General features: G+C 70.8%; 24 protein-coding genes. 8 read left to right on the plus strand and 16 right to left on the minus strand.

Going from position 1 to position 21,699, the window contains the following annotated elements:
- The 4 genes from ACFV9T_RS16620 to ACFV9T_RS16635 are packed head-to-tail and all read right to left on the minus strand — an operon-like array spanning position 1 to position 3,015.
- Positions 1–1,335, minus strand: coding sequence for an NADH-quinone oxidoreductase subunit D (locus ACFV9T_RS16620; protein ID WP_385440708.1), 1,335 nt, complete (start codon positions 1,333–1,335; stop codon positions 1–3).
- A complete protein-coding gene (locus ACFV9T_RS16625; protein ID WP_385440711.1) occupies positions 1,335–2,072 on the minus strand; it encodes an NADH-quinone oxidoreductase subunit C in 738 nt (245 codons plus the stop codon). Before ACFV9T_RS16625 ends, ACFV9T_RS16620 begins: the two co-directional genes overlap by 1 nt.
- Positions 2,069–2,623, minus strand: coding sequence for a NuoB/complex I 20 kDa subunit family protein (locus ACFV9T_RS16630; protein WP_385440712.1), 555 nt, complete (start codon positions 2,621–2,623; stop codon positions 2,069–2,071). The genes ACFV9T_RS16625 and ACFV9T_RS16630 overlap by 4 nt, the downstream gene beginning before the upstream one ends.
- 32 nt (positions 2,624–2,655) lie before the next feature.
- Positions 2,656–3,015, minus strand: coding sequence for an NADH-quinone oxidoreductase subunit A (locus ACFV9T_RS16635; protein WP_385440714.1), 360 nt, complete (start codon positions 3,013–3,015; stop codon positions 2,656–2,658).
- Positions 3,016–3,737: 722 nt separating this feature from the next.
- On the opposite strand from ACFV9T_RS16635, the gene ACFV9T_RS16640 reads away from it, so the two are divergent.
- Positions 3,738–4,538 carry a C40 family peptidase gene (locus ACFV9T_RS16640; RefSeq protein ID WP_385440717.1) on the plus strand — a complete coding sequence of 267 codons (801 nt, stop codon included), beginning with the start codon at positions 3,738–3,740 and terminating at the stop codon, positions 4,536–4,538.
- Positions 4,539–4,616: 78 nt separating this feature from the next.
- Here the strand turns inward: ACFV9T_RS16640 and ACFV9T_RS16645 are convergent, their stop codons facing one another.
- Positions 4,617–5,036 carry a CBS domain-containing protein gene (locus ACFV9T_RS16645; protein ID WP_385440719.1) on the minus strand — a complete coding sequence of 140 codons (420 nt, stop codon included), beginning with the start codon at positions 5,034–5,036 and terminating at the stop codon, positions 4,617–4,619.
- A gap of 183 nt (positions 5,037–5,219) precedes the next feature.
- Between ACFV9T_RS16645 and ACFV9T_RS16650 the strand changes: the two genes are divergently transcribed.
- Positions 5,220–6,005 carry a VOC family protein gene (locus ACFV9T_RS16650; RefSeq protein WP_385440721.1) on the plus strand — a complete coding sequence of 262 codons (786 nt, stop codon included), beginning with the start codon at positions 5,220–5,222 and terminating at the stop codon, positions 6,003–6,005.
- 15 nt (positions 6,006–6,020) lie between these two features.
- On the opposite strand, the gene ACFV9T_RS16655 is transcribed toward ACFV9T_RS16650, so the two are convergent.
- The 6 genes from ACFV9T_RS16655 to ACFV9T_RS16680 all read right to left on the minus strand — a co-directional run bounded on the left by ACFV9T_RS16655 (position 6,021) and on the right by ACFV9T_RS16680 (position 12,687).
- Complete coding sequence (locus ACFV9T_RS16655) at positions 6,021–7,343, minus strand: geranylgeranyl reductase family protein (RefSeq protein WP_385440722.1); 1,323 nt, start codon at positions 7,341–7,343, stop codon at positions 6,021–6,023.
- Positions 7,344–7,507: 164 nt separating this feature from the next.
- Positions 7,508–8,200 carry a demethylmenaquinone methyltransferase gene (locus tag ACFV9T_RS16660; protein WP_385440725.1) on the minus strand — a complete coding sequence of 231 codons (693 nt, stop codon included), beginning with the start codon at positions 8,198–8,200 and terminating at the stop codon, positions 7,508–7,510.
- A 42-nt stretch (positions 8,201–8,242) separates the two neighbouring features.
- Positions 8,243–8,692: a hypothetical protein gene (locus tag ACFV9T_RS16665; RefSeq protein WP_385440727.1), complete on the minus strand. Its 450-nt coding sequence runs from the start codon at positions 8,690–8,692 to the stop codon at positions 8,243–8,245.
- On the minus strand, positions 8,692–9,891 hold the full coding sequence (mqnC, locus tag ACFV9T_RS16670) for a cyclic dehypoxanthinyl futalosine synthase (RefSeq protein ID WP_385440729.1): 1,200 nt from the start codon (positions 9,889–9,891) through the stop codon (positions 8,692–8,694). The genes ACFV9T_RS16665 and mqnC overlap by 1 nt, the downstream gene beginning before the upstream one ends.
- A 57-nt stretch (positions 9,892–9,948) precedes the next feature.
- Positions 9,949–11,742: a serine/threonine protein kinase gene (locus tag ACFV9T_RS16675; RefSeq protein ID WP_385440732.1), complete on the minus strand. Its 1,794-nt coding sequence runs from the start codon at positions 11,740–11,742 to the stop codon at positions 9,949–9,951.
- A gap of 72 nt (positions 11,743–11,814) precedes the next feature.
- On the minus strand, positions 11,815–12,687 hold the full coding sequence (locus ACFV9T_RS16680; RefSeq protein WP_385440881.1) for a menaquinone biosynthetic enzyme MqnA/MqnD family protein: 873 nt from the start codon (positions 12,685–12,687) through the stop codon (positions 11,815–11,817).
- Between the two features lie 361 nt (positions 12,688–13,048).
- Here ACFV9T_RS16680 and ACFV9T_RS16685 point away from each other — a divergent pair, with 361 nt between their 5' ends.
- The 5 genes from ACFV9T_RS16685 (at position 13,049) to ACFV9T_RS16705 (ending at position 17,149) form a co-directional block, all read left to right on the plus strand.
- Complete coding sequence (locus ACFV9T_RS16685) at positions 13,049–13,252, plus strand: cold-shock protein (protein WP_009715975.1); 204 nt, start codon at positions 13,049–13,051, stop codon at positions 13,250–13,252.
- A 186-nt stretch (positions 13,253–13,438) separates the two neighbouring features.
- Positions 13,439–14,596 (plus strand): AraC family transcriptional regulator, encoded by a 1,158-nt coding sequence (locus ACFV9T_RS16690; protein ID WP_385440734.1) that lies wholly within the window; start codon positions 13,439–13,441, stop codon positions 14,594–14,596.
- Between the two features lie 111 nt (positions 14,597–14,707).
- Positions 14,708–15,883: a lipase family protein gene (locus ACFV9T_RS16695; protein ID WP_385440735.1), complete on the plus strand. Its 1,176-nt coding sequence runs from the start codon at positions 14,708–14,710 to the stop codon at positions 15,881–15,883.
- A 169-nt stretch (positions 15,884–16,052) separates the two neighbouring features.
- Complete coding sequence (locus tag ACFV9T_RS16700; RefSeq protein ID WP_385440737.1) at positions 16,053–16,553, plus strand: matrixin family metalloprotease; 501 nt, start codon at positions 16,053–16,055, stop codon at positions 16,551–16,553.
- Positions 16,550–17,149 carry a hypothetical protein gene (locus ACFV9T_RS16705; RefSeq protein ID WP_385440739.1) on the plus strand — a complete coding sequence of 200 codons (600 nt, stop codon included), beginning with the start codon at positions 16,550–16,552 and terminating at the stop codon, positions 17,147–17,149. Before ACFV9T_RS16700 ends, ACFV9T_RS16705 begins: the two co-directional genes overlap by 4 nt.
- 36 nt (positions 17,150–17,185) lie before the next feature.
- Here the strand turns inward: ACFV9T_RS16705 and ACFV9T_RS16710 are convergent, their stop codons facing one another.
- Positions 17,186–17,788, minus strand: a complete 603-nt coding sequence (locus ACFV9T_RS16710; RefSeq protein ID WP_385440884.1) for a TetR/AcrR family transcriptional regulator — start codon at positions 17,786–17,788, stop codon at positions 17,186–17,188.
- 244 nt (positions 17,789–18,032) lie between these two features.
- On the opposite strand from ACFV9T_RS16710, the gene ACFV9T_RS16715 reads away from it, so the two are divergent.
- Positions 18,033–19,031 (plus strand): alpha/beta hydrolase, encoded by a 999-nt coding sequence (locus ACFV9T_RS16715; protein ID WP_385440742.1) that lies wholly within the window; start codon positions 18,033–18,035, stop codon positions 19,029–19,031.
- On the opposite strand, the gene ACFV9T_RS16720 is transcribed toward ACFV9T_RS16715, so the two are convergent.
- Genes ACFV9T_RS16720 through ACFV9T_RS16735 form a run of 4 tightly spaced genes read right to left on the minus strand, consistent with a single transcriptional unit; the run spans position 18,996 to position 21,577 of the window.
- Positions 18,996–20,054: an ATP-binding protein gene (locus tag ACFV9T_RS16720; protein ID WP_385440743.1), complete on the minus strand. Its 1,059-nt coding sequence runs from the start codon at positions 20,052–20,054 to the stop codon at positions 18,996–18,998. The two genes, ACFV9T_RS16715 and ACFV9T_RS16720, sit on opposite strands and share 36 nt — an antisense overlap.
- Positions 20,055–20,079: 25 nt before the next feature.
- A complete protein-coding gene (locus tag ACFV9T_RS16725; RefSeq protein WP_385440744.1) occupies positions 20,080–20,547 on the minus strand; it encodes a hypothetical protein in 468 nt (155 codons plus the stop codon).
- On the minus strand, positions 20,544–20,996 hold the full coding sequence (locus ACFV9T_RS16730) for a hypothetical protein (RefSeq protein ID WP_385440747.1): 453 nt from the start codon (positions 20,994–20,996) through the stop codon (positions 20,544–20,546). Before ACFV9T_RS16730 ends, ACFV9T_RS16725 begins: the two co-directional genes overlap by 4 nt.
- Positions 20,996–21,577, minus strand: a complete 582-nt coding sequence (locus ACFV9T_RS16735; protein ID WP_385440750.1) for a hypothetical protein — start codon at positions 21,575–21,577, stop codon at positions 20,996–20,998. Before ACFV9T_RS16735 ends, ACFV9T_RS16730 begins: the two co-directional genes overlap by 1 nt.
- Between the last annotated feature and the right edge of the window lie 122 nt (positions 21,578–21,699).

The raw sequence follows: 21,699 nt of genomic DNA on the forward strand, positions 1-21,699 counted from the left end.
TCACCGGTCGACGCCTCCCATCACGGGGTCGATGGACGCGACGGCGACGATGACGTCGGCGACCTGGCCGCCCTCGCACATGGCCGCCACGGCCTGCAGATTGGTGAACGACGGATCGCGGAAGTGGACGCGGTACGGGCGGGTGCCGCCGTCGCTGGCCATGTGCACGCCCAGTTCGCCCTTGGGTGACTCGATGGCCACGTACGTCTGTCCGGGCGGGACCCGGAATCCCTCGGTCACCAGCTTGAAGTGGTGGATCAGGGCCTCCATGGAGGTGCCCATGATGTTCTTGATGTGGTCGAGGGAGTTGCCGAGCCCGTCGGCTCCGAGCGCGAGCTGCGCGGGCCAGGCGATCTTCTTGTCCGCGACCATCACCGGTCCGGGCTCCAGCCGGTCCAGGCACTGTTCGACGATGCGCAGCGACTGGCGCATCTCCTCCAGCCGGACCAGGAAGCGGCCGTACGCGTCGCAGGTGTCGGCGGTCGGCACCTCGAAGTCGTACGTCTCGTAGCCGCAGTACGGCTGGGCCTTGCGCAGATCGTGCGGCAGCCCGGCGGAGCGCAGTATCGGGCCGGTCACGCCGAGCGCCATGCAGCCCGCGAGGTCGAGGTAGCCGACGTCCTGGAGGCGGGCCTTGAAGATGGGGTTCCCGGTCGCGAGCTTGTCGTACTCGACCAGGTTCTTGCGCATCGTCTTCAGGAACGCGCGGACCTGGTCGACCGCACCGGGCGGAAGGTCCTGGGCGAGGCCGCCGGGCCGGATGTACGCGTGGTTCATCCGCAGGCCGGTGATCAGCTCGTAGAGGTCCAGGATCAGTTCGCGGTCGCGGAAGCCGTAGATCATGACGGTGGTCGCGCCCAGCTCCATGCCACCGGTGGCGATGCACACCAGGTGGGAGGAGAGCCGGTTCAGCTCCATCATCAGCACCCGGATGATGGTCGCGCGGTCCGGGATCTGGTCCTCGATGCCGAGGAGCTTCTCGACGCCCAGGCAGTACGCCGCCTCGTTGGAGAAGGGCGTCAGGTAGTCCATGCGCGTCACGAACGTGGTGCCCTGCGTCCAGTTCCGGAATTCGAGGTTCTTCTCGATGCCGGTGTGCAGGTAGCCGATTCCGCAGCGGGCCTCGGTGACCGTCTCGCCGTCGATCTCCAGGATCAGCCGGAGCACCCCGTGGGTGGAGGGGTGCTGCGGACCCATGTTGACGATGATCCGCTCGTCGTCGGCCTTCGCCGTGGCGGCCACGACCTCGTCCCAGTCGCCGCCGGTGACGGTGTAGACGGTGCCCTCGGTGGTCTCGCGCGCGGAGGCGGAGGATGGTGCGTGGGGAGCAGACATCAGCTGTACGACCTCCGCTGGTCCGGAGCCGGGATCTGGGCGCCCTTGTACTCGACGGGGATGCCGCCGAGGGGGTAGTCCTTGCGCTGCGGGAAGCCCTGCCAGTCGTCGGGCATCATGATCCGCGTCAGCGCGGGGTGACCGTCGAAGACGATGCCGAAGAAGTCGTAGGTCTCCCGCTCGTGCCAGTCGTTCGTCGGGTAGACGTCGACGATCGACGGGATGTGCGGATCGCCGTCCGGGGCGGTCACCTCCAGCCGGAGCACCCGGTTATGGGTGATCGACCGCAGGTGGTAGACGGCGTGCAGCTCACGGCCCTTGTCGCCAGGGAAGTGCACGCCGCTGACGCCGGTGCACAGCTCGAAGCGGAGCGCCGGATCGTCGCGCAGGGTCCGGGCGACGCGCGGCAGATGTTCGCGGGCGATGTGGAAGGTCAGCTCGTCGCGGTCCACGACGGTCTTCTCGATCGCGCTCGAAGGGAGCAGCGACTGCTCCTCCAGCGCGCCCTCCAGCTCGTCGGCGACCTCGTCGAACCAGCCCCCGTACGGGCGGCTGGCCTGCCCTGGCAGCCGTACGGGGCGCACCAGTCCGCCGTAGCCGGTGGTGTCGCCGCCGTTGTTGGCGCCGAACATGCCGTGCTGGACGCGGATGGCCTCGCCCTGGTCACCTCGGCGGCCGGGGAGGTTCTCGGCGTTGAGGTCCTTGTCGGGATTGACCCCGTTCCCGTTCGCTGTCACCTCAGCAGCCCCTTCATCTCGATCGTCGGGAGCGCCTTCATCGCCGCTTCCTCCGCCTCACGGGCCGCACGCTCGCGGTTCACGCCGAGCTTCTCCTCGCGGATCTTCTGGTGCAGTTTGAGGATCGCGTCCATGAGCATCTCGGGCCTCGGCGGACAGCCGGGCAGGTAGATGTCGACGGGGACGATGTGGTCGACGCCCTGCACGATGGCGTAGTTGTTGAACATGCCGCCGGTGGAGGCGCACACGCCCATCGAGATGACCCACTTCGGGTTCGGCATCTGGTCGTAGACCTGGCGCAGCACCGGGGCCATCTTCTGGCTGACCCGCCCGGCGACGATCATCAGATCGGCCTGCCGGGGCGAGCCGCGGAAGACTTCCATGCCGAAGCGGGCGAGGTCGTAGCGCCCGGCACCCGTCGTCATCATCTCGATGGCGCAGCAGGCCAGGCCGAAGGTGGCCGGGAAGACGGAGGACTTACGGGCCAGCCCGGCGGCCTGTTCGACCGTGGTGAGCATGAAGCCGCTCGGCAGTTTCTCTTCGATACCCATGCGCTGTTTCCCCTATCTCCTCTTGAGCCCCTTTAGTCCCACTCCAGGCCGCCGCGCCGCCAGACGTACGCGTAGGCGACGAAGACGGTGAGCACGAAGAGGAGCATCTCCACGAGCCCGAACAACCCGAGGGCGTCGAAGGTGACGGCCCAGGGGTAGAGGAAGACGATCTCGATGTCGAAGACGATGAAGAGCATCGCCGTCAGGTAGTACTTGATGGGGAAGCGCCCACCGCCGGCCGGATGCGGAGTCGGCTCGACGCCGCACTCATAGGCCTCGAGCTTGGCCCGGTTGTAGCGCTTGGGGCCGATGATCGCGGCCATGACCACCGAGAAGATCGCAAAACCTGCCCCGAGTGCTCCCAGTACGAGGATGGGCGCGTATGCGTTCACCGTCCTCGCTCCCTTCAGTCGACGATGACTGGCTGGCGGACCGTACGGACATGCCCCCGCCCCACGAAGATCGCGCTCATGTGAGGCAGTTCACAAGCCCGTTTCGCCTGCATCTTATGCCCGTCGTCCTGTGATCTGCGACACGGGGTACAGCAACGTCTTTGTGATCTCCACCACCTGACGAAGGATCATGAAGTCGGATGAGCGGTGATCTTGTACGTGAAGCATCCATTCAGTCACGAGCCGTGACAATCGAGGACGTCATCACAGGTGAGCGCAGTGCGCCCCTACCAAGACATGGTACATACATGCAAATTTGAGCCGGACATCGTCAGCTGATATTGGCCCTCCATCCTCATGAGTGACCCCGCTCGACCGAGGCTCGGATCGGGGTCGAGCGACCCCTCTTGATCGCCGGTTCGCGCTTCCGTTCACGAGCGTCACAAATGGGACACGGAGCAGTGAGGTATCCCACCCCGGAAAGAGTTGTGGATCTCGATTTGACGGGAACCATTGGTATGCGGGCCGCATCAGTGATAAGCCGCCCGCCGCTACCGCGCGACGCCAAATGCCATGCGTACGCACATGATCGAGGAATTCGGACATGGCTCCGGCACCCGCGATGAAGATCATTTAGCCCGGATTTTGGGCGCGTGCACGCCAAATGTGGTGCAGACCACTTTTGTTGATCCGGGCCTTTGGGCCCTGGTACCCAGTGACCTATGTCCCCGATCGCACACATACCCAGCCACCGGAAGCCCCGCCGCGCCGCCGCTTCCACGCGTGCACTCCGCGCAGGGGTGACCGGTGGCTTCCTCACCCTCGCGGTGGCCGGCGCTGCCATGCCCGCCTCCGCCGCCGAGCCGGCCGCCCCCGAGGCGACGCTCGAAATGCCGACCGTCAGCGACACGCTGGCGAGCACGGCCGCCCAGACTGCTGCCGCCACCCAGCAGGCGGCCTCCGGCTACGAGCTGCAGGCCCAGCAGGACCAGGCAGCCGCCCAGGCGAAGACCGCCGCCAAGAAGGCCAAGGCCGAGGCCGACAAGAAGGAGCGCGAGGCCGAGGCGCGCCGCGCCGCCGCCAAGAAGGCCGCCGAGGCCCGGGCCGAGAAGGCGTCCCGCTCCGCCGAGCGGGCCACCCTCTCCACCACCTCGGTCTCCAACGCCACCGGCAACGCCGCCGCGGTGATCAGCTTCCTCAAGGCACAGCTCGGCAAGGCGTATGTGCTCGGGTCCAGCGGCCCGTCCTCGTACGACTGCTCCAGTCTGACCCAGGCCGCGTTCAAGCAGGTCGGCATCGACCTGCCGCGGGTCTCGCAGGACCAGTCGGCCACCGGCACCCAGGTGTCGCTGGACAACCTGCAGGCGGGTGACCTGCTCTACTGGGGCAGCTCCGGCAGCGCGTACCACGTCGGCGTCTACATCGGCGACGGCAAGTTCATCGGCGCCCAGAACCCGAGCACGGGCATCGTGGAGCGTCCGCTGGACTACGACCAGCCGACCGGGGCCGTGCGCGTCCTCTGACAGGCTGACGTCAGCTGATTTCGGCCATGGGGCCGCCGTTCCTCGCCGCTCGAAGCGGAACGGCGGCCTCACGCCTGTCTACGTGGCGTAGACCTTCTCCACGAACTCGCCGATCTGCTGCTCGGAGACATGCCGGGCCAGATCCGCCTCGCTGATCATGCCGACCAGCCGCTTGTTCTTGTCGATCACCGGCAGCCTGCGGATCCGGTGCTCCTCCATCTCGTGCAGCACCTCGGAGACGTCGGCGTCCGAGCTGATCCAGCGCGGAGTGCCCTTGGCGAGGTCCCCCGCCGTCATCCGGGACGGATCGCGGCCCTGGGCCACACAGCCGACGACGAGGTCGCGGTCGGTGAGGATCCCGCACAGCCGCTCCTGGCTGTCGCTGATGGGCAGGGCGCCCACGTCCAGGTCGCGCATCAACTGCGCGGCGCGTTCCAGGTTCTCCGTCGCCGGAATCCACTGCGCGCCCGGGTGCATGATGTCTGCGGCCTTCGTCATGGTGTACCTCCTGAAGGCCCACCGGCGGAGAACCGGCCCGTGGGCCCGATCGATCCGGCGTCGCCGCGGCGGACGCGCACGGCGCCCCCTCCTTCCATGTCACCACCGCCGGCGGGCCCGCGCGACAGCGACCGCCCGGTGCCAGACTGAGAAGTGTCGTCAGCGATCGTTGAAGGAGCAGCCATGCTCACCACCGATTTCGTCCCCGGCGCACCCAACTGGCTGGATCTCGGCGCCCCCGACACCGAGGCGGCCCGGGCCTTCTACGGCGGACTGCTGGGCTGGGCCTTCGAATCGGCCGGTCCCGAAGCGGGCGGATACGGCTTCTTCACCCATGGCCGCAGAACCGTCGCCGCCCTCGGCCCACTCACCGACGCCGGGTCCCGGGCCGCCTGGACCCCGTACTTCCAGACCCCCGACGCCGACGCCACCGCGCGCTCCGTCGTACAGGCGGGCGGGCAGGTGCGCGCCGCGCCGTTCGACGTCTTCGACGAGGGGCGGATGGGGCAGTTCACCGACCCCGGCGGCGCCCGGTTCGCGGTCTGGCAGCCCGGCAAGACGGCCGGTCTTGAGGCGGTCACCGAGCCCGGCTCGCTGTGCTGGACCGAGCTGCACTCCCCCGACCCCGCCGAGGCCCGCGCGTTCTACCGCACCGTGTTCGGCTGGGACGCCGAGGAGATGTCGTTCCCCGGGGGCTCGTACACCGTCCTGTCGACGGCGGGCGGCGGCAAGGACGGCACCTTCGGCGGCGTCGCACAGCTCCAGGAGGGGCATTCGACGCCGCCGCAGTGGCTGCCGTACTTCGAGGTCGCGGACTGCGACCGGGTGGTCGCGAAGGGTCAGGAGCTGGGCGGGTCCGTGCTGATGCCCGCCATGACGGCGGAGGACATCGGCCGGATGGCATGGCTGACGGACGTGGCGGGCGCCCCGTTCGGCGTGATCACCAGCGAGAGCCCGGACGCCACGTGAAAACGCGCGGAAGAGTCAGGCGCGCGGGGCCACCTTCGTCAGGCCGTTGATGACGCGGTCCATCGCGTCGCCGCCCGTCGGGTCCGTCAGGTTGGCCAGCAGCTTCAGCGTGAAGCGCATCAGCATCGGATGCGTGAGCCCGCGCTGCGTCGCCAGCTTCATCACCTTCGGGTTGCCGATCAGCTTCACGAACGCGCGGCCCAGCGAGTAGTAGCCGCCGTACACGTCCTTGAGGACCTGCGGGTAGCGCCGGAGGGCCATTTCGCGCTGCGCCGGGGTGGCGCGGAAATGAGCCTGGACGATCACGTCCGCCGCGATCTGCCCGGATTCCATCGCATAGGCGATGCCCTCGCCGTTGAACGGGTTGACCATGCCGCCCGCGTCGCCGACCAGCAGCAGGCCGCGGGTGTAGTGCGGCTGCCGGTTGAAGGCCATGGGGAGGGCCGCGCCGCGGATCGGGCCGGTCATGTTGTCCGGGGTGTAGCCCCACTCCTCCGGCATGGACGCGCACCACGCCTTGAGGATCTCGCGCCAGTCCAGCTCCTTGAAGGAGGACGAGGTGTTGAGCACGCCCAGGCCGACGTTGCTCGTGCCGTCGCCCATGCCGAAGATCCAGCCGTAGCCGGGCAGCAGCCGGTCCTCGGCGCCGCGCCGGTCCCACAACTCCAGCCAGGATTCGAGGTAGTCGTCGTCGTGACGGGGCGAGGTGAAGTACGTGCGCACCGCCACGCCCATCGGGCGGTCCTCGCGCCGGTGCAGGCCCATGGCGAGCGAGAGCCGGGTGGAGTTGCCGTCTGCGGCGACGACCAGCGGCGCGTGGAAGGTGACGGGCGTCTTCTCCTCGCCCAGCTTCGCCTCGACGCCGGTGATGCGGCCGGTGCGGTCGTCGGTGATGGGGGCGGTCACGTTGCAGCGCTCGTACAGCCGCGCCCCGGCCTTCTGGGCCTGCCGCGCGAGCTGGTCGTCGAAGTCGTCGCGCTTACGCACCAGGCCGTAGTTGGGGTACGCCGCGAGATCCGGCCAGTCCAGCTCCAGCCGGTGCCCGCCGCCCATGATCCGCAGGCCTCGGTTGCGCAGCCAGCCCGCTTCCTCGGAGATGTCGATGCCCATCGCGATGAGCTGCTTGGTCGCGCGCGGGGTCAGACCGTCGCCGCAGACCTTCTCGCGCGGGAACGCCGTCTTCTCCAGCAGCAGGACGTCGAGTCCCGACTTGGCCAGGTGGTACGCCGTAGTGGAACCAGCCGGTCCGGCGCCGACGACGATCACATCGGCGCTGCGCTCCGAGGTCCCGGAGGGTGCGCTTCCGGTGGCGCTCGCGGTGGGTGCGGTCTCGCTCACGCAGGGTCTCCCGTGGCCTGGGTAACAGCGTGCCGGTCGCGCCGGGCACTGGACGTGTGCAGTCTATGGGGGCGGTTCGGGCGCTCGCGGAGGGCGGCCCTGCCCTGACCGTGACTCAGCCTGTGATACGGCTCCGCGTACCCGTCCCCGAGGACGCCGCCGCGTCAGGGGCGGGTGGCGCGGTGCAGGGCCACGATGCCGCCGGTCAGATTGCGCCAGGCCGGACGGGCCCAGCCCGCCGTGCGGAGGCGGGCGGCGAGTTGGGGCTGGTCGGGCCAGGCGCGGATGGACTCGGCAAGGTAGACGTACGCGTCCGGGCTGCTGCTGACCGCCGTCGCGACCGGCGGCAGCGCGCGCATCAGGTACTCGCTGTAGACCGTGCGGAACGGCGCCCAGGTGGGGTGGCTGAACTCGCAGACGACCAGCCGCCCGCCCGGCCGGGTCACCCGCAGCATCTCGCGCAGCGCGCCGTCCGTGTCCTGCACGTTGCGCAGCCCGAAGGAGATCGTGACGGCGTCGAAGACCCCGTCCGCGAAGGGCAGCCGGGTCGCGTCGCCCGCCGTCAGCGGCAGCCGCGGGTGGCGGCGCTTGCCCTCGCGGAGCATGCCGAGCGAGAAGTCGCAGGGCACCACGTACGCACCGGCCGCCGCGTACGGCAGCGAGGAGGTGCCCGTACCGGCGGCGAGGTCGAGCACCCGGTCCCCGGGGCGGGCGTCCACCGCGCGGGCGACCGCCTTGCGCCACAGCCGGGCCTGGCCGAGCGACAGCACGTCGTTGGTCAGGTCGTAGTTGGCCGCCACGTCGTCGAACATGGCGGCGACTTCGTGCGGCTGCTTGTCCAGGGATGCTCGGGTCACCCGCCCATTGTTCACCTCCCCGCACATCGCGCCGTGCGGGGGTCAGCGGCGGCGGTGCACCAGGCGCCCGGCGAGCACGGTGGCCAGGCAGGCCCCGTCCGCGCCGAAGACCGCCAGATCGGCCCGTCCGGCCTCGGCCAGGGCGGCCGGGCGCGGCCGGTCGAGGACGGCGACCTCGTTGCGCTCCGCGGCGGCGCGCAGCCCGGGCTCGGCGACGTGCTCCGCCAGGACCGCCGTCGCGCCCAGCCGCAGCAGGGCGTGGATGCGCTCCCGGGGCGTCGGCGCGTCCGGCACCGGCCCGTCGTGGACGAGGGCGGGGCCGAGGGTGCCGGGCCACTGCCGCACCCGGGCCTGCGGATGCGCGGCCCGCAGCTCGTCCAGCGGGCCGATGGCGGCGATGCGGCCGCCGTCGACCAGGACCGCGCCGTCGTGCAGGACCTCACCGTCGCCGAGGGTGCCCCGGACCACCGGCGCCGCGTGGAGCGTGCGCATCAGGAGGCGTCGATCAGCTTCAGCTCGGGGTGGGCCTTGCCGGAGTCGATCGCCGTCGAGGACAGGTGCGAGACGACGTGGTCGTCCACCGGGTCGTTCGCCGGGTCGTCGTGCACCACCAGGTGCTCGTACGTGGTCGCGCGCTGCGCGGGCACCCGACCGGCCGTGCGGATGAGGTGGAGCAGCTCCATCCGGTTGGAGCGGTGCTTCGCACCGGCCGAGGAGACCACGTTCTCCTCCAGCATCACCGAGCCGAGGTCGTCCGCCCCGTAGTGCAGCGACAGCTGTCCGGCCTCCTTGCCGACGGTCAGCCAGGAGCCCTGGATGTGGGCCACGTTGTCGAGGAAGAGCCGGGCGATCGCGATCATCCGCAGGTACTCGAAGACGGTCGCCTGCGTCTGCCCCTTCAGATGGTTGTTCTCGGGCTGGTAGGTGTACGGGATGAAGGCGCGGAAGCCGCCCGTCCGGTCCTGTACGTCGCGGATCATGCGGAGGTGCTCGATCCGCTCCGCGTTGGTCTCACCGGTGCCCATGAGCATCGTGGAGGTGGACTCGACCCCGAGGTTGTGGGCGATCTCCATGATCTCCAGCCACCGCTCGCCGGACTCCTTGAGCGGGGCGATGGCCTTGCGCGGCCGCGCGGGCAGCAGCTCGGCGCCCGCGCCCGCGAAGGAGTCCAGACCGGCGGCGTTGATGCGGCGGATCGCCTCTTCGACCGATACGCCCGAGATGCGCGCCATGTGCTCGACCTCGGAGGCGCCCAGCGAGTGGATCACCAGCTGCGGGAACGCCTGCTTGATGGCCGAGAAGTGCTTCTCGTAGTACTCGACGCCGTAGTCCGGGTGGTGTCCGCCCTGGAACATGATCTGGGTGCCGCCCAGTTCGACGGTCTCGGCGCAGCGCCGCAGGATGTCGTCGAGGTCGCGGGTCCAGCCCTTGGCGGTGTCCTTGGGCGCGGCGTAGAACGCGCAGAACCGGCACGCCGTCACGCACACGTTGGTGTAGTTGATGTTCCGCTCGATGATGTACGTCGCGATGTGCTCGGTGCCCGCGTAGCGACGGCGGCGTACGGCGTCGGCGGCGGCGCCCAGGGCGTGCAACGGCGCGGACCGGTAGAGGTCGAGCGCCTCCTCCGGGGTGATGCGCCCCCCGGCGGCGGCGCGGTCGAGGACTGCCTGCAGCGTGGCGTGTGCGGTCACCGGGGCGTCCCTTTCGGAGGTGTACGGGCGGACCCGCCCAGGGTACGCCCCCGCCGGTCAGCGCAGTTTGCGCAGGGTGCCGGTCGGATCGCCCGCCTTCCGGTCCTTCGCGCGGTACTTCAGGGTGCCGTCGGAGGCGAGGGTGTACTGCTCGTCCGTCGAGCTGTCGCTGCACCCCGCCTGGGGCTGGTCTCCCCGGAACTTGGCGTCGAGGTGCAGCTCCTTGGGCTTGGCGGAGAGCAGCTTCCAGGTGAAGTCGCAGCGCACCACGGAGAGCTTCACCCGGCCGCTCGCGACCTGCTGGCCAGTGGAGCCGCGCTGGAAGGTGATGGTCATGGTGCCGACGGGGATGCCGTTCTGGGAGGTGAGGTCGCCCTGCCAGGTGCCGAGGAACCCCTTGGGCACGTCCGACGCGCCGGACGAGTCCGACGCCCCCGGGCTGGCCGGACCGGTGTGGGCGGGGCCGCCGTCGGCCGCCGAGTCGCCGCCCGAGTCGCCGGACATGTTCTGGACGAGCACCACGGCGGTCGTGGCGACCGCGAGCGCGCCCGCGACGGAGAGCACGAGCGAGCAACTCAGCGCCTTGGGCCGCTTCTTGCCGCCGAGTGCGGCGGAGAGCGAGAAGCCGCGGCCGCCCTGCTCGTTATCGCTCGATGGCTGGCTGGGGGGCGGGGTCGCGGGGTCGCCCGGCCCGTGGCCCGACTGGTTGACGTACGACGGGGGCGGCGGGCCGAACGCGCCGAGCGCGGGGGCGGGCGTTCCCGGTACGGGCGTACCGGACGCGGGGGTTCCGGGTATCGGCGTGCCGGACGCGGGCGTACCGGCTGCGGGGGTTCCGGGTACGGGCGTACCGGACGCGGGGGTTCCCGGCACGGGCGTTCCCAGCACGGCCGGGGCGGCGGGCTGGCCCGTGGTGGTCGGGCTCGCGGGGCTGGGCGGAGCGACCGCCTCCGCCTCCAGGTCGAGCAGTTCGACCGCCTGTCGGCTCACCCGCTCGACCAGCGCCCCCGGCAGCCAGCCGGACCGTACGAGCCCCGAGGCCCCGTCCGCCGGGGCCATGCGGCGCGCGATCTGCTCGGGGGTGGGGCGGTCCGCCGGGTCCTTGGCCAGGCACTCGGCGACCAGGTCGCGCAGCTCACCGGTCAGTTCCGGGCCGAGCTTCGGCTCCTCGTGGACCACCTTGTAGAGCAGCGAGGCCGAGCTGTCGCCCGGGAAGGGCTGCTCACCGGTGGCCGCGTACGTCAGCACGGCGCCCAGCGAGAAGATGTCGGCCGCACCGCTCACCGGCTGGCCGAGGATCTGCTCGGGCGACATATAGCCGGGCGAGCCGATGGAGACGCCGGTGGTGGTCAGGGAGACGGTGCCCTCGGTGGCCCGGGCGATCCCGAAGTCGATCAGGCGCGGGCCGTCGAGGGCGAGCAGCACGTTGGACGGCTTGACGTCGCGGTGGACCAGGCCCAGCCCGTGGACGGCGTCCAGCGCCTCCGCCAGCCCCGCGGCCAGGGCCCGTACCGGGGACTCGGGCAGCGGGCCCTCGTCACTGATGGCCTCGCTGAGCGAGGGGCCCGCCACATACCCGGTGGCCACCCACGGAACGCGTGCCTCCGGGTCGGCGTCGAGGACCGGCGCGGTCCAGGAGCCACCGACCCGGCGCGCGGCGTCCACCTCGCGCCGGAAGCGCGCGCGGAACTGCTCGTCGAGCGCGAACTGCGCGTGCACCACCTTCACCGCAACCGTGCGCCCGCCCGCGCTGCGGCCCAGATACACCACACCCATGCCGCCGGAACCAAGCCGTCCGAGTAGCCGGTACGCCCCGATGACCTGCGGGTCCTCCGCTCCCAGCGGCTGCATGTGCCTCCCCCTCGACTGCGCCGCCCCAGCTTAGGCCCTGTCCGGTCCGCTAGCCGGTCCGGTCCGGTCCGGCTAGCCGTTCACCGTGGGGGCGTCCAGCAGATCCACCCGGACGTCCGCCGGGAAGCCGGTCGTCGGGCCGGTCAGCCGGGCGAACTCGGCGATACCCGCCAGCTGCTTCGCCCCCAGCGAGAAGTCGAGGGTGGTGAAGTAGCGCTCCAGCACCGACGCCTCCAGGTCCTCCCAGCGCGCGGCGTGCTCGGCGACCTTGCCCGCCTCCTCAAGGGACAGGTTCCGGGACTCCAGGAACGCCCGGTGCACCTCGCGCACGATCTCCGGCTCGCGCTCCAGGTACTCACGGCGGGCGGCCCAGACGGCGAAGACGAACGGGAGCCCGGTCCACTCCTTCCACATCTGCCCCAGGTCATGGACCTGGAGGCCCAGCTTCGGGGCGTGGTGGAGGTTGGCCCGCAGCGCGGCGTCGCCGATCAGCACCCCCGCGTCGGCCTCCTGCATCATCAGGCTGAGGTCGGGCGGGCAGGTGTAGTAGTCGGGTTCGATCCCGTACCGCTCGGCGAGCAGCAGCTGGGCCAGGCGTACGGAGGTCCGCGAGGCCGAACCGAGCGCGACGCGCTCCTTGTCCAGCTGCTCCAGCGGCACCTTCGAGACGATCACGCACGACATCACGGGCCCGTCGCAGCCCACCGCGATATCGGGCAGCGCCACCAGGTCGTCGGCGTTGCGCAGATACTCGACGAGGCTGATCGGGCCGATGTCGAGGTCACCCGCGACCAGCTGGTCGTTGAGCGCGTCGGGCGAGGCCTTGGTCAGCTCGAAGTCGAGGAGCGAACCGGTCCTGGCGAGACCCCAATACAGCGGTACGCAATTGAGGTACTGGATGTGGCCGACCCTCGGTCGGTCGCGGCGTCCCAGGGAGCTGGGGATGACGCTTTCGGCGGCGTCCGGTGTACTCCGCGAGGGGGAACTCGGTGAATTGTCCACAACCGGAGGCTAGCCCCGCTCTTCCCGCGAACCGGCGGCGGGGGTGACCCGGATGGCCCGATATCTCGCGGCGCCACGGGCTCGACCTGCGTTCCTGTCCCGCCCGCGCGCTCCGGAAACCCTCCGTATTCGTGATCTTCGGCTCTTTCCCCCTGGACACGGAGCGTGCTAGGCTCGCCGCAAGTTGCAGTTTGGTTTCCCTTGCAGTACAGAGCCTGCGGAGCATGTAACCGCGGGCTTTTGTAGTTTTCAGACTTCTTGCAGGTTCTGGAGCAGGGCAACCCTTTGGCCCAAGGAGGGCTTTATGGCTACCGGAACCGTCAAGTGGTTCAACGCCGAGAAGGGCTTCGGCTTCATCGCCCAGGACGGCGGCGGCCCCGATGTCTTCGTTCACTACTCCGCGATCAACGCGTCTGGCTTCCGCTCCCTGGAGGAGAACCAGGCCGTGACCTTCGACGTCACCCAGGGCCCGAAGGGCCCGCAGGCTGAGAACGTCAGCGCGGTCTGAGTTAGCAGTACCCAAGGAGCCCTGCTCCCCGCATCCGCGGGGCAGCGGGGCTCCTGCCTTTTCCGGCTTTCCTTATTCACGGACCGTTCATTTCCTTTCGAAAGCGAAACCCCAAGCCTCACCCTGCGTTACCGAACAACGACGCACCGTCGACATCGCGCACCCGATCGGGCTACCGTTTCGGCCATGGGGTGGACCACGAGTCGGGGGCGGCGAACGGTCACGGTGCATCACGTACGGGCCGCGGTGCACGGCGCGCAGCGGCTGGGCGTGGACACCGCGCCGCTGCTCCAGCGGGCCCGGATACCGCCGCTGCTGCTCGGCGACGACCGCGCGCGCTTCTCCCCCGAGCAGTTCGCCCGGCTGGTGCGCGCCCTGCACCGGGCCACCGGGGACGAGTTCCTGGGGCTCGGCTGTGCGCGCAGCAGACCCGGCACGTTCGCCATGATGTGCTACGCCTCGATCGGCTGCCCCGACCTCGGCACCGCCCTGGAGCGCGGCGCGCGCTTCTACCGGCTCTTCCCCGGCGGACCCGACCTGGCGCTGGAGCGCGGCGAGGGCGGCGAGGGCAGCGACAGCGGCGAGGCGGTGTTCGGCATCCACGGGCGGTTACGCACCCGCCACGAGAGCCAGATCGTCGCCGAATGGCTGATGCTCATCTGGCACCGGCTCGCGGGCTGGCTGATCGGACGTCGGATCCCGCTGCTGTGGACCCAGTTCGCCCACCCCGCGCCCCCGCCCGCGGCGGCGTACGAGTACGAGCAGCTGTTCGACTGCGTCCCGCGCTTCGGCGGGGACCGTACGGCGGCCGGGTTCGATCCCCGCTGGCTGTCCGCGCCCGTGATCCAGGACGAGGCGTCCCTCCAGGCGCTGTTGCGCCGCGCGCCCGTCGGGCTGCTCGGCCGCCCCGAGTACGGCACGACCGTCGCCGAGCAGGTGCGCCACGCGCTCGCCGGGGGCCTGCGGACCGGCGGCGGGCCGGGTGGCCGCCGCGCCGGACGGCTGCCGGACCTGCGCGAGGTCGCGGCCCGGCTCGCGGTCAGTCCCGCGACGCTGCGCCGGCGGCTGGACGAGGAGGACACCTCCTTCCAGCGGCTCAAGGACCAGGTGCGGCGGGACGCGGCGATCGGCGGCCTGCGGGAGACCGGGGAGCCGATCGAGGAACTGGCGGTGCGGCTGGGCTTCTCCGAGGGCGCCGCGTTCCACCGGGCGTTCCGGCGCTGGACGGGGATGACCCCGGGCGCCTACCGGCTGACGTACGGCCGCACGGCCGGGTGCCAGACCCCGCGCCGGACAGGCCGGGTGAGGCCTGGTGAGGCCTACCTGAGACCTCGTGAGACCTGATGAGGCATGAGGCCAGCGAATCTGAGCGCTCCGATCAGCAACACCCGCCCCTTTTGTCTCTACGGTCCTCCTCACAGCACCGCAGCACCATCGCCCCGTTGGGAGAGCCGTATGCGCACCCGCACCACCGTGCTCGCCACCCTCACCGCGCTGGCCCTGCCGGCCGCGCTGCCGACCGCACCGGCCATGGCCACGACCGACACCACCCGGACCGCCACCACCCAGGGCAGGCCCGGTGACATCGTCACCAAGTCCCCGACCTCGTTCCGCGCCGTGCCCGGCGCGCCGGTCACCACCCGCTCCTGGAAGATCACCTACCGCTCCACCACCGCCCGGTCCACGGCGAACACCGTCTCCGGCACCGTCATCGTCCCCGACGACGGCAAGACCGGCCCCCGCCCGCTCGTCACCTGGGGCATGGGCGCCGTGGGCCTCGCCGACGGCTGCGCGGCCTCCGGCCGCTTCCCGCAGGGCACCAGCTCCGAGGGCCAGCTGATCGACCTCGCGCTGCGCCGCGGCTGGGCCGTCGCCGTCAGCGACTACGAGGGCCTGGGCACCCCCGGCGACCACACCTACACGGTCGGCCGGTCCGAGGGGCACGCCCTGCTGGACATGGCGCGCGCCGCGCAGCGGCTCCCCGAGGCGGGCCTCGCACCGGACGGCCCGGTCGGGATCATGGGCTACTCGCAGGGCGGCCAGGCCGCCGGGTGGGCCGCCCAGCTGCGTGCCTCGTACGCACCCGAGCTGCGGGTGAAGGGCACGGTCGCCGGGGGCGTCCCCGCCGATCTGCCCGCCACCCTCGACTACAACGACGGCGGCGCGGGCGCCGGGCTCGCCCTGATGGCGCTCGCCGGACAGGACGCCGCCTTCCCCGAACTGGCGCTGGACTCCTACCTCAACCAGAAGGGCAAGGACGACGTCGCCTTCATGCGGAACAACTGCGTCTCCATCAGCACCATCGCCGGGCTCTTCACGAACCTGTCCGAGGTGACCGTCCGGGATCCGCTGGCCTCACCGCTCTGGCAGCTCGCGCTGCGCGCCTCCTATCTGGGCGACCGCGCCCCCGACCATCCGGTCTACCTCTACCAGGGCACGGCGGACGAGCTGATTCCGTACCAGGTCGGCGCGGAACTGCGCACCCGGTGGTGCGAGAAGGGCGCGCCGGTGGAGTGGAAGAGCCATCCCGGCGACCATGTGACGACCGCGATCACCGGTATCCCGCCCGCCCTGGCATGGCTCGGCGCGCGGTTCGGCGACCAGCCCGCGGGCGGCAACTGCGGCACCTGAACCACGGGCATGAACAAGGGCCTCCGGTTCCCCCGGGAGGACCTGTGCGCATGCGGCGCCCCGCGGCCCCTCGTACGTTGAAGCTCTCGGGCCTCACACGAACGAGGGGTTTGCGGACGTGGGTCGATGTAATGGCGCCCGTTTCGCCCGGCGGTGTATACGCATCGCGGTGAGCGCGGCCCTGACCGCCGGGCTGTGCGCGGGGCTGCCCGCGCCCCCGGCCCTCGCCGCCGACTGCCCGGACGACCCGAACACGACCGGCTCCGTGGACGGTTCGGAGCTGACGTACAGCCTCCACACCAAGTACACCGCGGAGTGGACACGGGCCCGGGACAGCTGGAACGCCCTGGGCAGGGTCGAGATCAAGCCGCACACCGGCACGGCCTACGCGGACGTCGACGCGACCGACGTCGACCGCGCCGACATCGGCTGGTCGGGGCTGTGGGAGTCCCATGAGCTGGGCTCCGACGACATCGTCCTCAACGACCACTTCCTCGGCGCGTACCCGGCCGACGTGAAGCGCGGCGTCGTCACCCATGAACTGGGCCACGCCCTCCGGCTGGGCCATCGCTCCGCCCCCGGTGCCGTCATGTACTGCAACGACACCCGCACCGCCTTCGCCCCCGCGGCCTCCGACATCACCGCGTACCGGGCCGTGTGGGGCTCATGAGCCTCCGTACCGGGACGATCGCGCTGGCCACGGCCCTGGCGGCGGTGGGCGGCGCGGCGGCGGCCTGGTTCGAGGTCCCGTACGGCAGTACGCGGCTCCACCCCACCTACGCGGTGCGGCTGGACACGCCCGGGCTGGCCTCGGGCTGGGCCGATGACGTCTTCATCGGCAAGGTCACCGCCCGCGAGGGGGTCCGGCGCACCGACGGCGACCGGCTGCTGTGGACGACGTACCGGGTCGAGGTCCAGTCCACCCTGAAGGGCGAGGTGTCCGGAAACGTACGGGTCGCCCAGGAGGGCGGCGACGATCCGCTGCGGCGCCAGCGGGTGGTGGTGGGCGAGGCCCCGGCGCTGCTGCCCGGGCGTACGTACCTCCTGGCCACCCGGGTGGCACCGGACGGCTGGCACACCGCGCCGTCCAACTTCCTGCCGCTCGACCTGGCACCGGACAAGGCGGGCTCGGACAGCGGAACGGACCCGTCCGCGTCCTGGCGGGAGGGCGTCAGGCATCCGGAGTCCCAGCGGGACGTACACCCCTCGGCGGTGTCCCGCGCGGCGGACCCGGCGGCGCTGTACGCGCGGGCGCGGATCGGCTGACGCGCCGGTCCCGTAGGTAGCCAGCCCCGTAAGCGTCTACCGGGCGGGCGACCAGTCCTGTCCGCGCAGCAGGTTCCCGAGGCCCGCCCAGGCGAAGTTCATGAGGGTGGCCGCCGCCTCCTGGGCCGAGGGGCGGCCGTCCGGCCGCTCCGTGTCTCCCGCCCAGTCCGCCAGCGACTCGGCCGCCCCGACCAGCGCGTGCGCGAGCCCGGACACCTCGGCGGCCGCCAGCCGCCGCTCCCGCGCGCCCTTCCGCGCCGCCGCCGCGATCAGCTGGGTCACGAACGCCACGATCTCCGTACGCATCGCCGCCACCTCGTGCGCATAAGGGTGACCGTGCGTCCGCGCCTGGACGTGCAGCAGCGCCCATCCGTCCGGGTGCCGGGAGGTGTGCGCGAAGAAGCCGCTCAGCCCGCTCCACAGCTGACGGTCCGGCGGCGCGCCCCGCTCGACCGCGCCCCGCACCGCGGCCACCAGCGACGCCGCCTCCCGCCGGAGGCACGCCGCGAACAGCTCTTCCTTCGAGTTGAGGTAGAGATAGACGAGCGGTTTGGACACCCCGGCCAGCTCGGCTATGTCGTCCATCGAGGCGTTCTGGTAGCCGCACCGCGCGAAGGCCCGCACCGCCGCGTCCAGCATCTGCTGCTCCCGCACCACCCGCGGTACGCGCTTGCTCCTCGTCACCCCGCCCACGTGGACCGCCCCCTTTAAGCCAGTGCCCCCGCACACCTCTTACCCTCACCAGCCTACGGCGGAGCACGACGAAGATCACGTGCTCGGCACCTCACTCTTGTCACGGCTCGCCGCCCCCTTCACAGTGTCAACAGCGCACGCGCAACGCCCCGTTCAGCTCCGCACGCACCGAGCGAAGGAGATACGAACGATGCCCTCCCGCCGCCGCGCCGCCGCCGCGCTCGCCGCACTGGCCGCCGCGCCCCTGCTCCCCACCCCGGCCGAGGCCCGCTCCCGCCCGGCCGAGGCCCGCTCCCGCAGCGCCGATACCGACCAGGCGCGCATCACCGCCGCCGACCGCGTCAGCGAACGCGTCCTCGACCTGACGATCGACTCCCCCGCCCTCGGCCGCGACGGCCACGCCCGGGTCCTGCTGCCCAGCGGCTACGACCGCCGCCCGCACCGCCGCTGGCCGGTCCTCTACCTGCTGCACGGCTGCTGCGACCCCGGTCCGGGCTGGCAGGCCTGGACCCTCAACACCGACGTCGAGGGGCTGACCGCGTCCCTCCCCGCCCTGGTGGTGTCCCCCGAGGGCGGCCCCTCCGGCTTCTACTCCAACTGGTGGAACGGCGGCGCGTACGGCCCGCCCGCCTGGGAGACCTTCCACCTCGGCGAGGTGCGCCCGCTGGTGGAGCGCACGCTGCGCGGCAACGGCCGCCGGGCGATCGCGGGCCTGTCGATGGGCGGCTTCGGCGCCCTGTCCTACGCGGCCCGCCACCCCCGCCTCTTCCGCGCGGCCGCCTCGTTCAGCGGCGTCATCCACCCCCTGCGGAGCCCGGCCGGCGTCCAGGGCATCGTGCAGCGGTACGGCGCCGACCCGACCGCCCTGTGGGGCGACCCCACGGCCCAGTCCGCGATCTGGGCGGCCCACGACCCGTACACCCAGCTGACCCGGCTCCCCCGCGGCTACCCGGTGTACGTCTCCTGCGGCGACGGCACCCCCGGGCCGCTGGACCCGGCGGACCGTCCCGTCGACCCCACCGAGAAGAGCCTCTGGCCGATGGCCGAGGACTACGTACGCCGCGCCCGGGCCCGCGGCCTGGCCCTCACCGCCCGGCTCTACGGCCCCGGCACCCACACCTGGCCGTACTGGGAGCGCGAACTGGACCGCGCGCTACCCCTGCTGACCCGCCCCCTCGCCCGTCTCTGAGCCGGGCTGGGGCACGTCCTCCCAGGCCACCAGGCGCGGCGACGAGGGCGGGTTCCCCACCTCGCGCCGCGCCCGCGCCGAGGCGGCCAGTTCGTCGCGGAGATCGGCGAGTTCGACCACGCGCCGCTCTCCGCTGCGGGCCACGGCCGCCGCGGCGGCGGCCATGATGACGTTCACGATGTCGCCACCGGCCATGCCCTCCGATTCGGCCGCCAGGATGTCGGCGGTGACCTCGGGGTGCAGCGGCAGTTCCTTCGGGAGGAGCTTCGTCCACAGGTCGCGCCGCGCGGCGAGGTCGGGGAGTTCCAGCCGGATATGGGCCAGGATCCGCCGGACGAACGCCACGTCGTAGTTTTCCGGGAAGTTGGTCGTGAAGACGACGACACCGTCGAAATGGTCCAGTTCGGTGAGCATCACCGAGCGGGACACATTGACGCTGTGGTCGGCGCTCTGGGTGACCCGGCTCAGCCGCCGCCCGAGAATGGAGTCCGCCTCCTCGAAGATGAGCACCGCGTCGTGCCGACGGGCCTCGGCGAAACAGCGCACGATGTTCTTCGGCGTCTCCCCGACATAACGGGATTCGATCTGGGCGTAGCTGACCCGGAGATACGGGCGGCCGAGCCGGTGGGCGATGGCCTCCGCGCACGCGGATTTCCCCGTACCGGGCGGGCCGTACAGGCTCACCACCGCGCCGCCGCGGTGCGGGGAAATCGCGGCCAGGTTCCATTCCTTGAACAGCACGTCCCGGTGCGCGACCACGTTCAGCGCGGTGTCGACGCGCCGTCGCACCACCTCCGCGAGGACGAGATCGCCGAACGTACGGGCGGGCTGCTCCACCCGGAAGTCGACCGCTTCCGGCGATCCCGTCTCCGGGGATTCTCCGGCCCGTTCAGCACGCCGTGCGGTCATGGTCCTGGTGGTCGTCGTGGTCTTCGTCGCGGTCGCCGTCGCCGTTCCGGCTGCCCCGCCGCCGGAATCGGTGAACGCCCAGCGCCGCGGCACCGTGTTCCGTCCCTCGTCCATGCACTGCCCCCCGTATCAGTGTGTGTCAGCTCGCCACGGTCCAGCGGCGGCTGACCTCGTCGGCTTCCTGACGGATGAGTTCCGCGCGGACATCGTCGGGAATGTCGTCCCAGCCGGTGACGGTCTCGGTCACCAGAGCGCTTTCGGGATTCCCGAATACGCAGCGGACGACGGTGTGCGCGTCCGACCGCCCGGTAGCGGGTCTGCTGAACACGACCTCCACCTCCCGCACTTCCGAGCCGAGCCGGGCGCCCAGCCCGGCGGATCCGGAGCCGAGAACGGCGGCCCGGATGTCATCGGGGTGCGCGTCCATGCGCGCCGCCCAGTCCTCGGCCAGGGCGGCCAGCACGACGGCGGTGAGACGGCCGCCTCCCGCGCGCCCGGCGGACCGCGGCCATAGCCGCGACGCGACCAGGGCCACCGCCACCACCACTACACCGACGCCCGTCCACCACCACAGCGACATATGCCCGTTTCTTCCTCTGCGGGTCATTCTTCGAGTTCCTGGTCGCGCATCCTGGTCACGTCCATGCGGTAACTCCCGCCGTCGCCCGCCACCAGCGACTGACGGTATTTCTCGGGAAGGTCGTCCCAGGCGACGTCCTCCTCGACCACGATCCGCCTGACCGGCGCGTCACTGCTCAGCTGGCTCTTCATCAGCGCGGTCATGCGCCGCAGGTAGGTGTTCGGGGCCGTCCCCTTCTCGAACTCGACGACCTGTTCGAGCAGATAGGACCGCAGTTCCTTCCAGGCCGCCTTCACATTTCTGCGGATGGCGGTGGCGTACTTGTCCAGCGCGGTGAATGCGAGCTTCACCGTGTCGGACATCCAGGGAACGTTCTCGTTCACCCAGGGAAAGAGCTGATCCCGGGCCCAGACCATGATCCGATTCCACATGACCAGCCCGATGGCCATGATGATCAGAGGAATGAAGAAAACCATCAAGCCCTCCCCAAAGGAAGACTCAGGGTGACGCCCTCGTCATCGTCACGAATGATCCGCGCGCGCACTTCCTCGGGTATGTCGCCCCAGTCGATCTCCTGCTTGATGCGCTTGCGCCGCACCTTCTGCCGATCGGCGCCGTACAGCATCTCGATGATCCGCACCCCCGTCTCCCCGGGCCGCGCCCGGTATTCGACGGTCACCGCGATGATCTCCCGGCGAAGCGTCTCGATCACCGACGGCTTCGCCCGGGGCAGTTCCGGCCGGATGGCCGACCCGTGCGGCTCACCGCACAACTCGACCAGCGCGCTGAAGACATCACTCGACGGCAGCCCCAGAACGGGCTCGCACTCCTCGGCGAGGATCCCGTACACGACGATCGAGTCGGATTCCGGCGGCGCCTCCATAGCCGCGATCGCGACATCGATCATCTTCAGGATGTGGCGCAGCGCGATTTTGCCGACAACGCCCTTCTCGGCGCCGGGTTTCGGCAGTACGCCCTTGTCCGCCATCTCCCGGATCGCTTTTTCGATCATGTCACGCGCGGATCGCAATGATTTCCCCGCTGTGGTGTCAGGCATGCGCGTTCCCCCCGTATGACCGCATGTACACGAATCACATATTAGCGCCGTAACACTGGATAACACATAGCGTGAAAGAAATTGACAGCAATGCAGCACTCTGTGATCAAAAAGTGCCCCCG

The organism is Streptomyces sp. NPDC059850 (genome assembly GCF_042731515.1).
Taxonomy (GTDB): domain Bacteria; phylum Actinomycetota; class Actinomycetes; order Streptomycetales; family Streptomycetaceae; genus Streptomyces.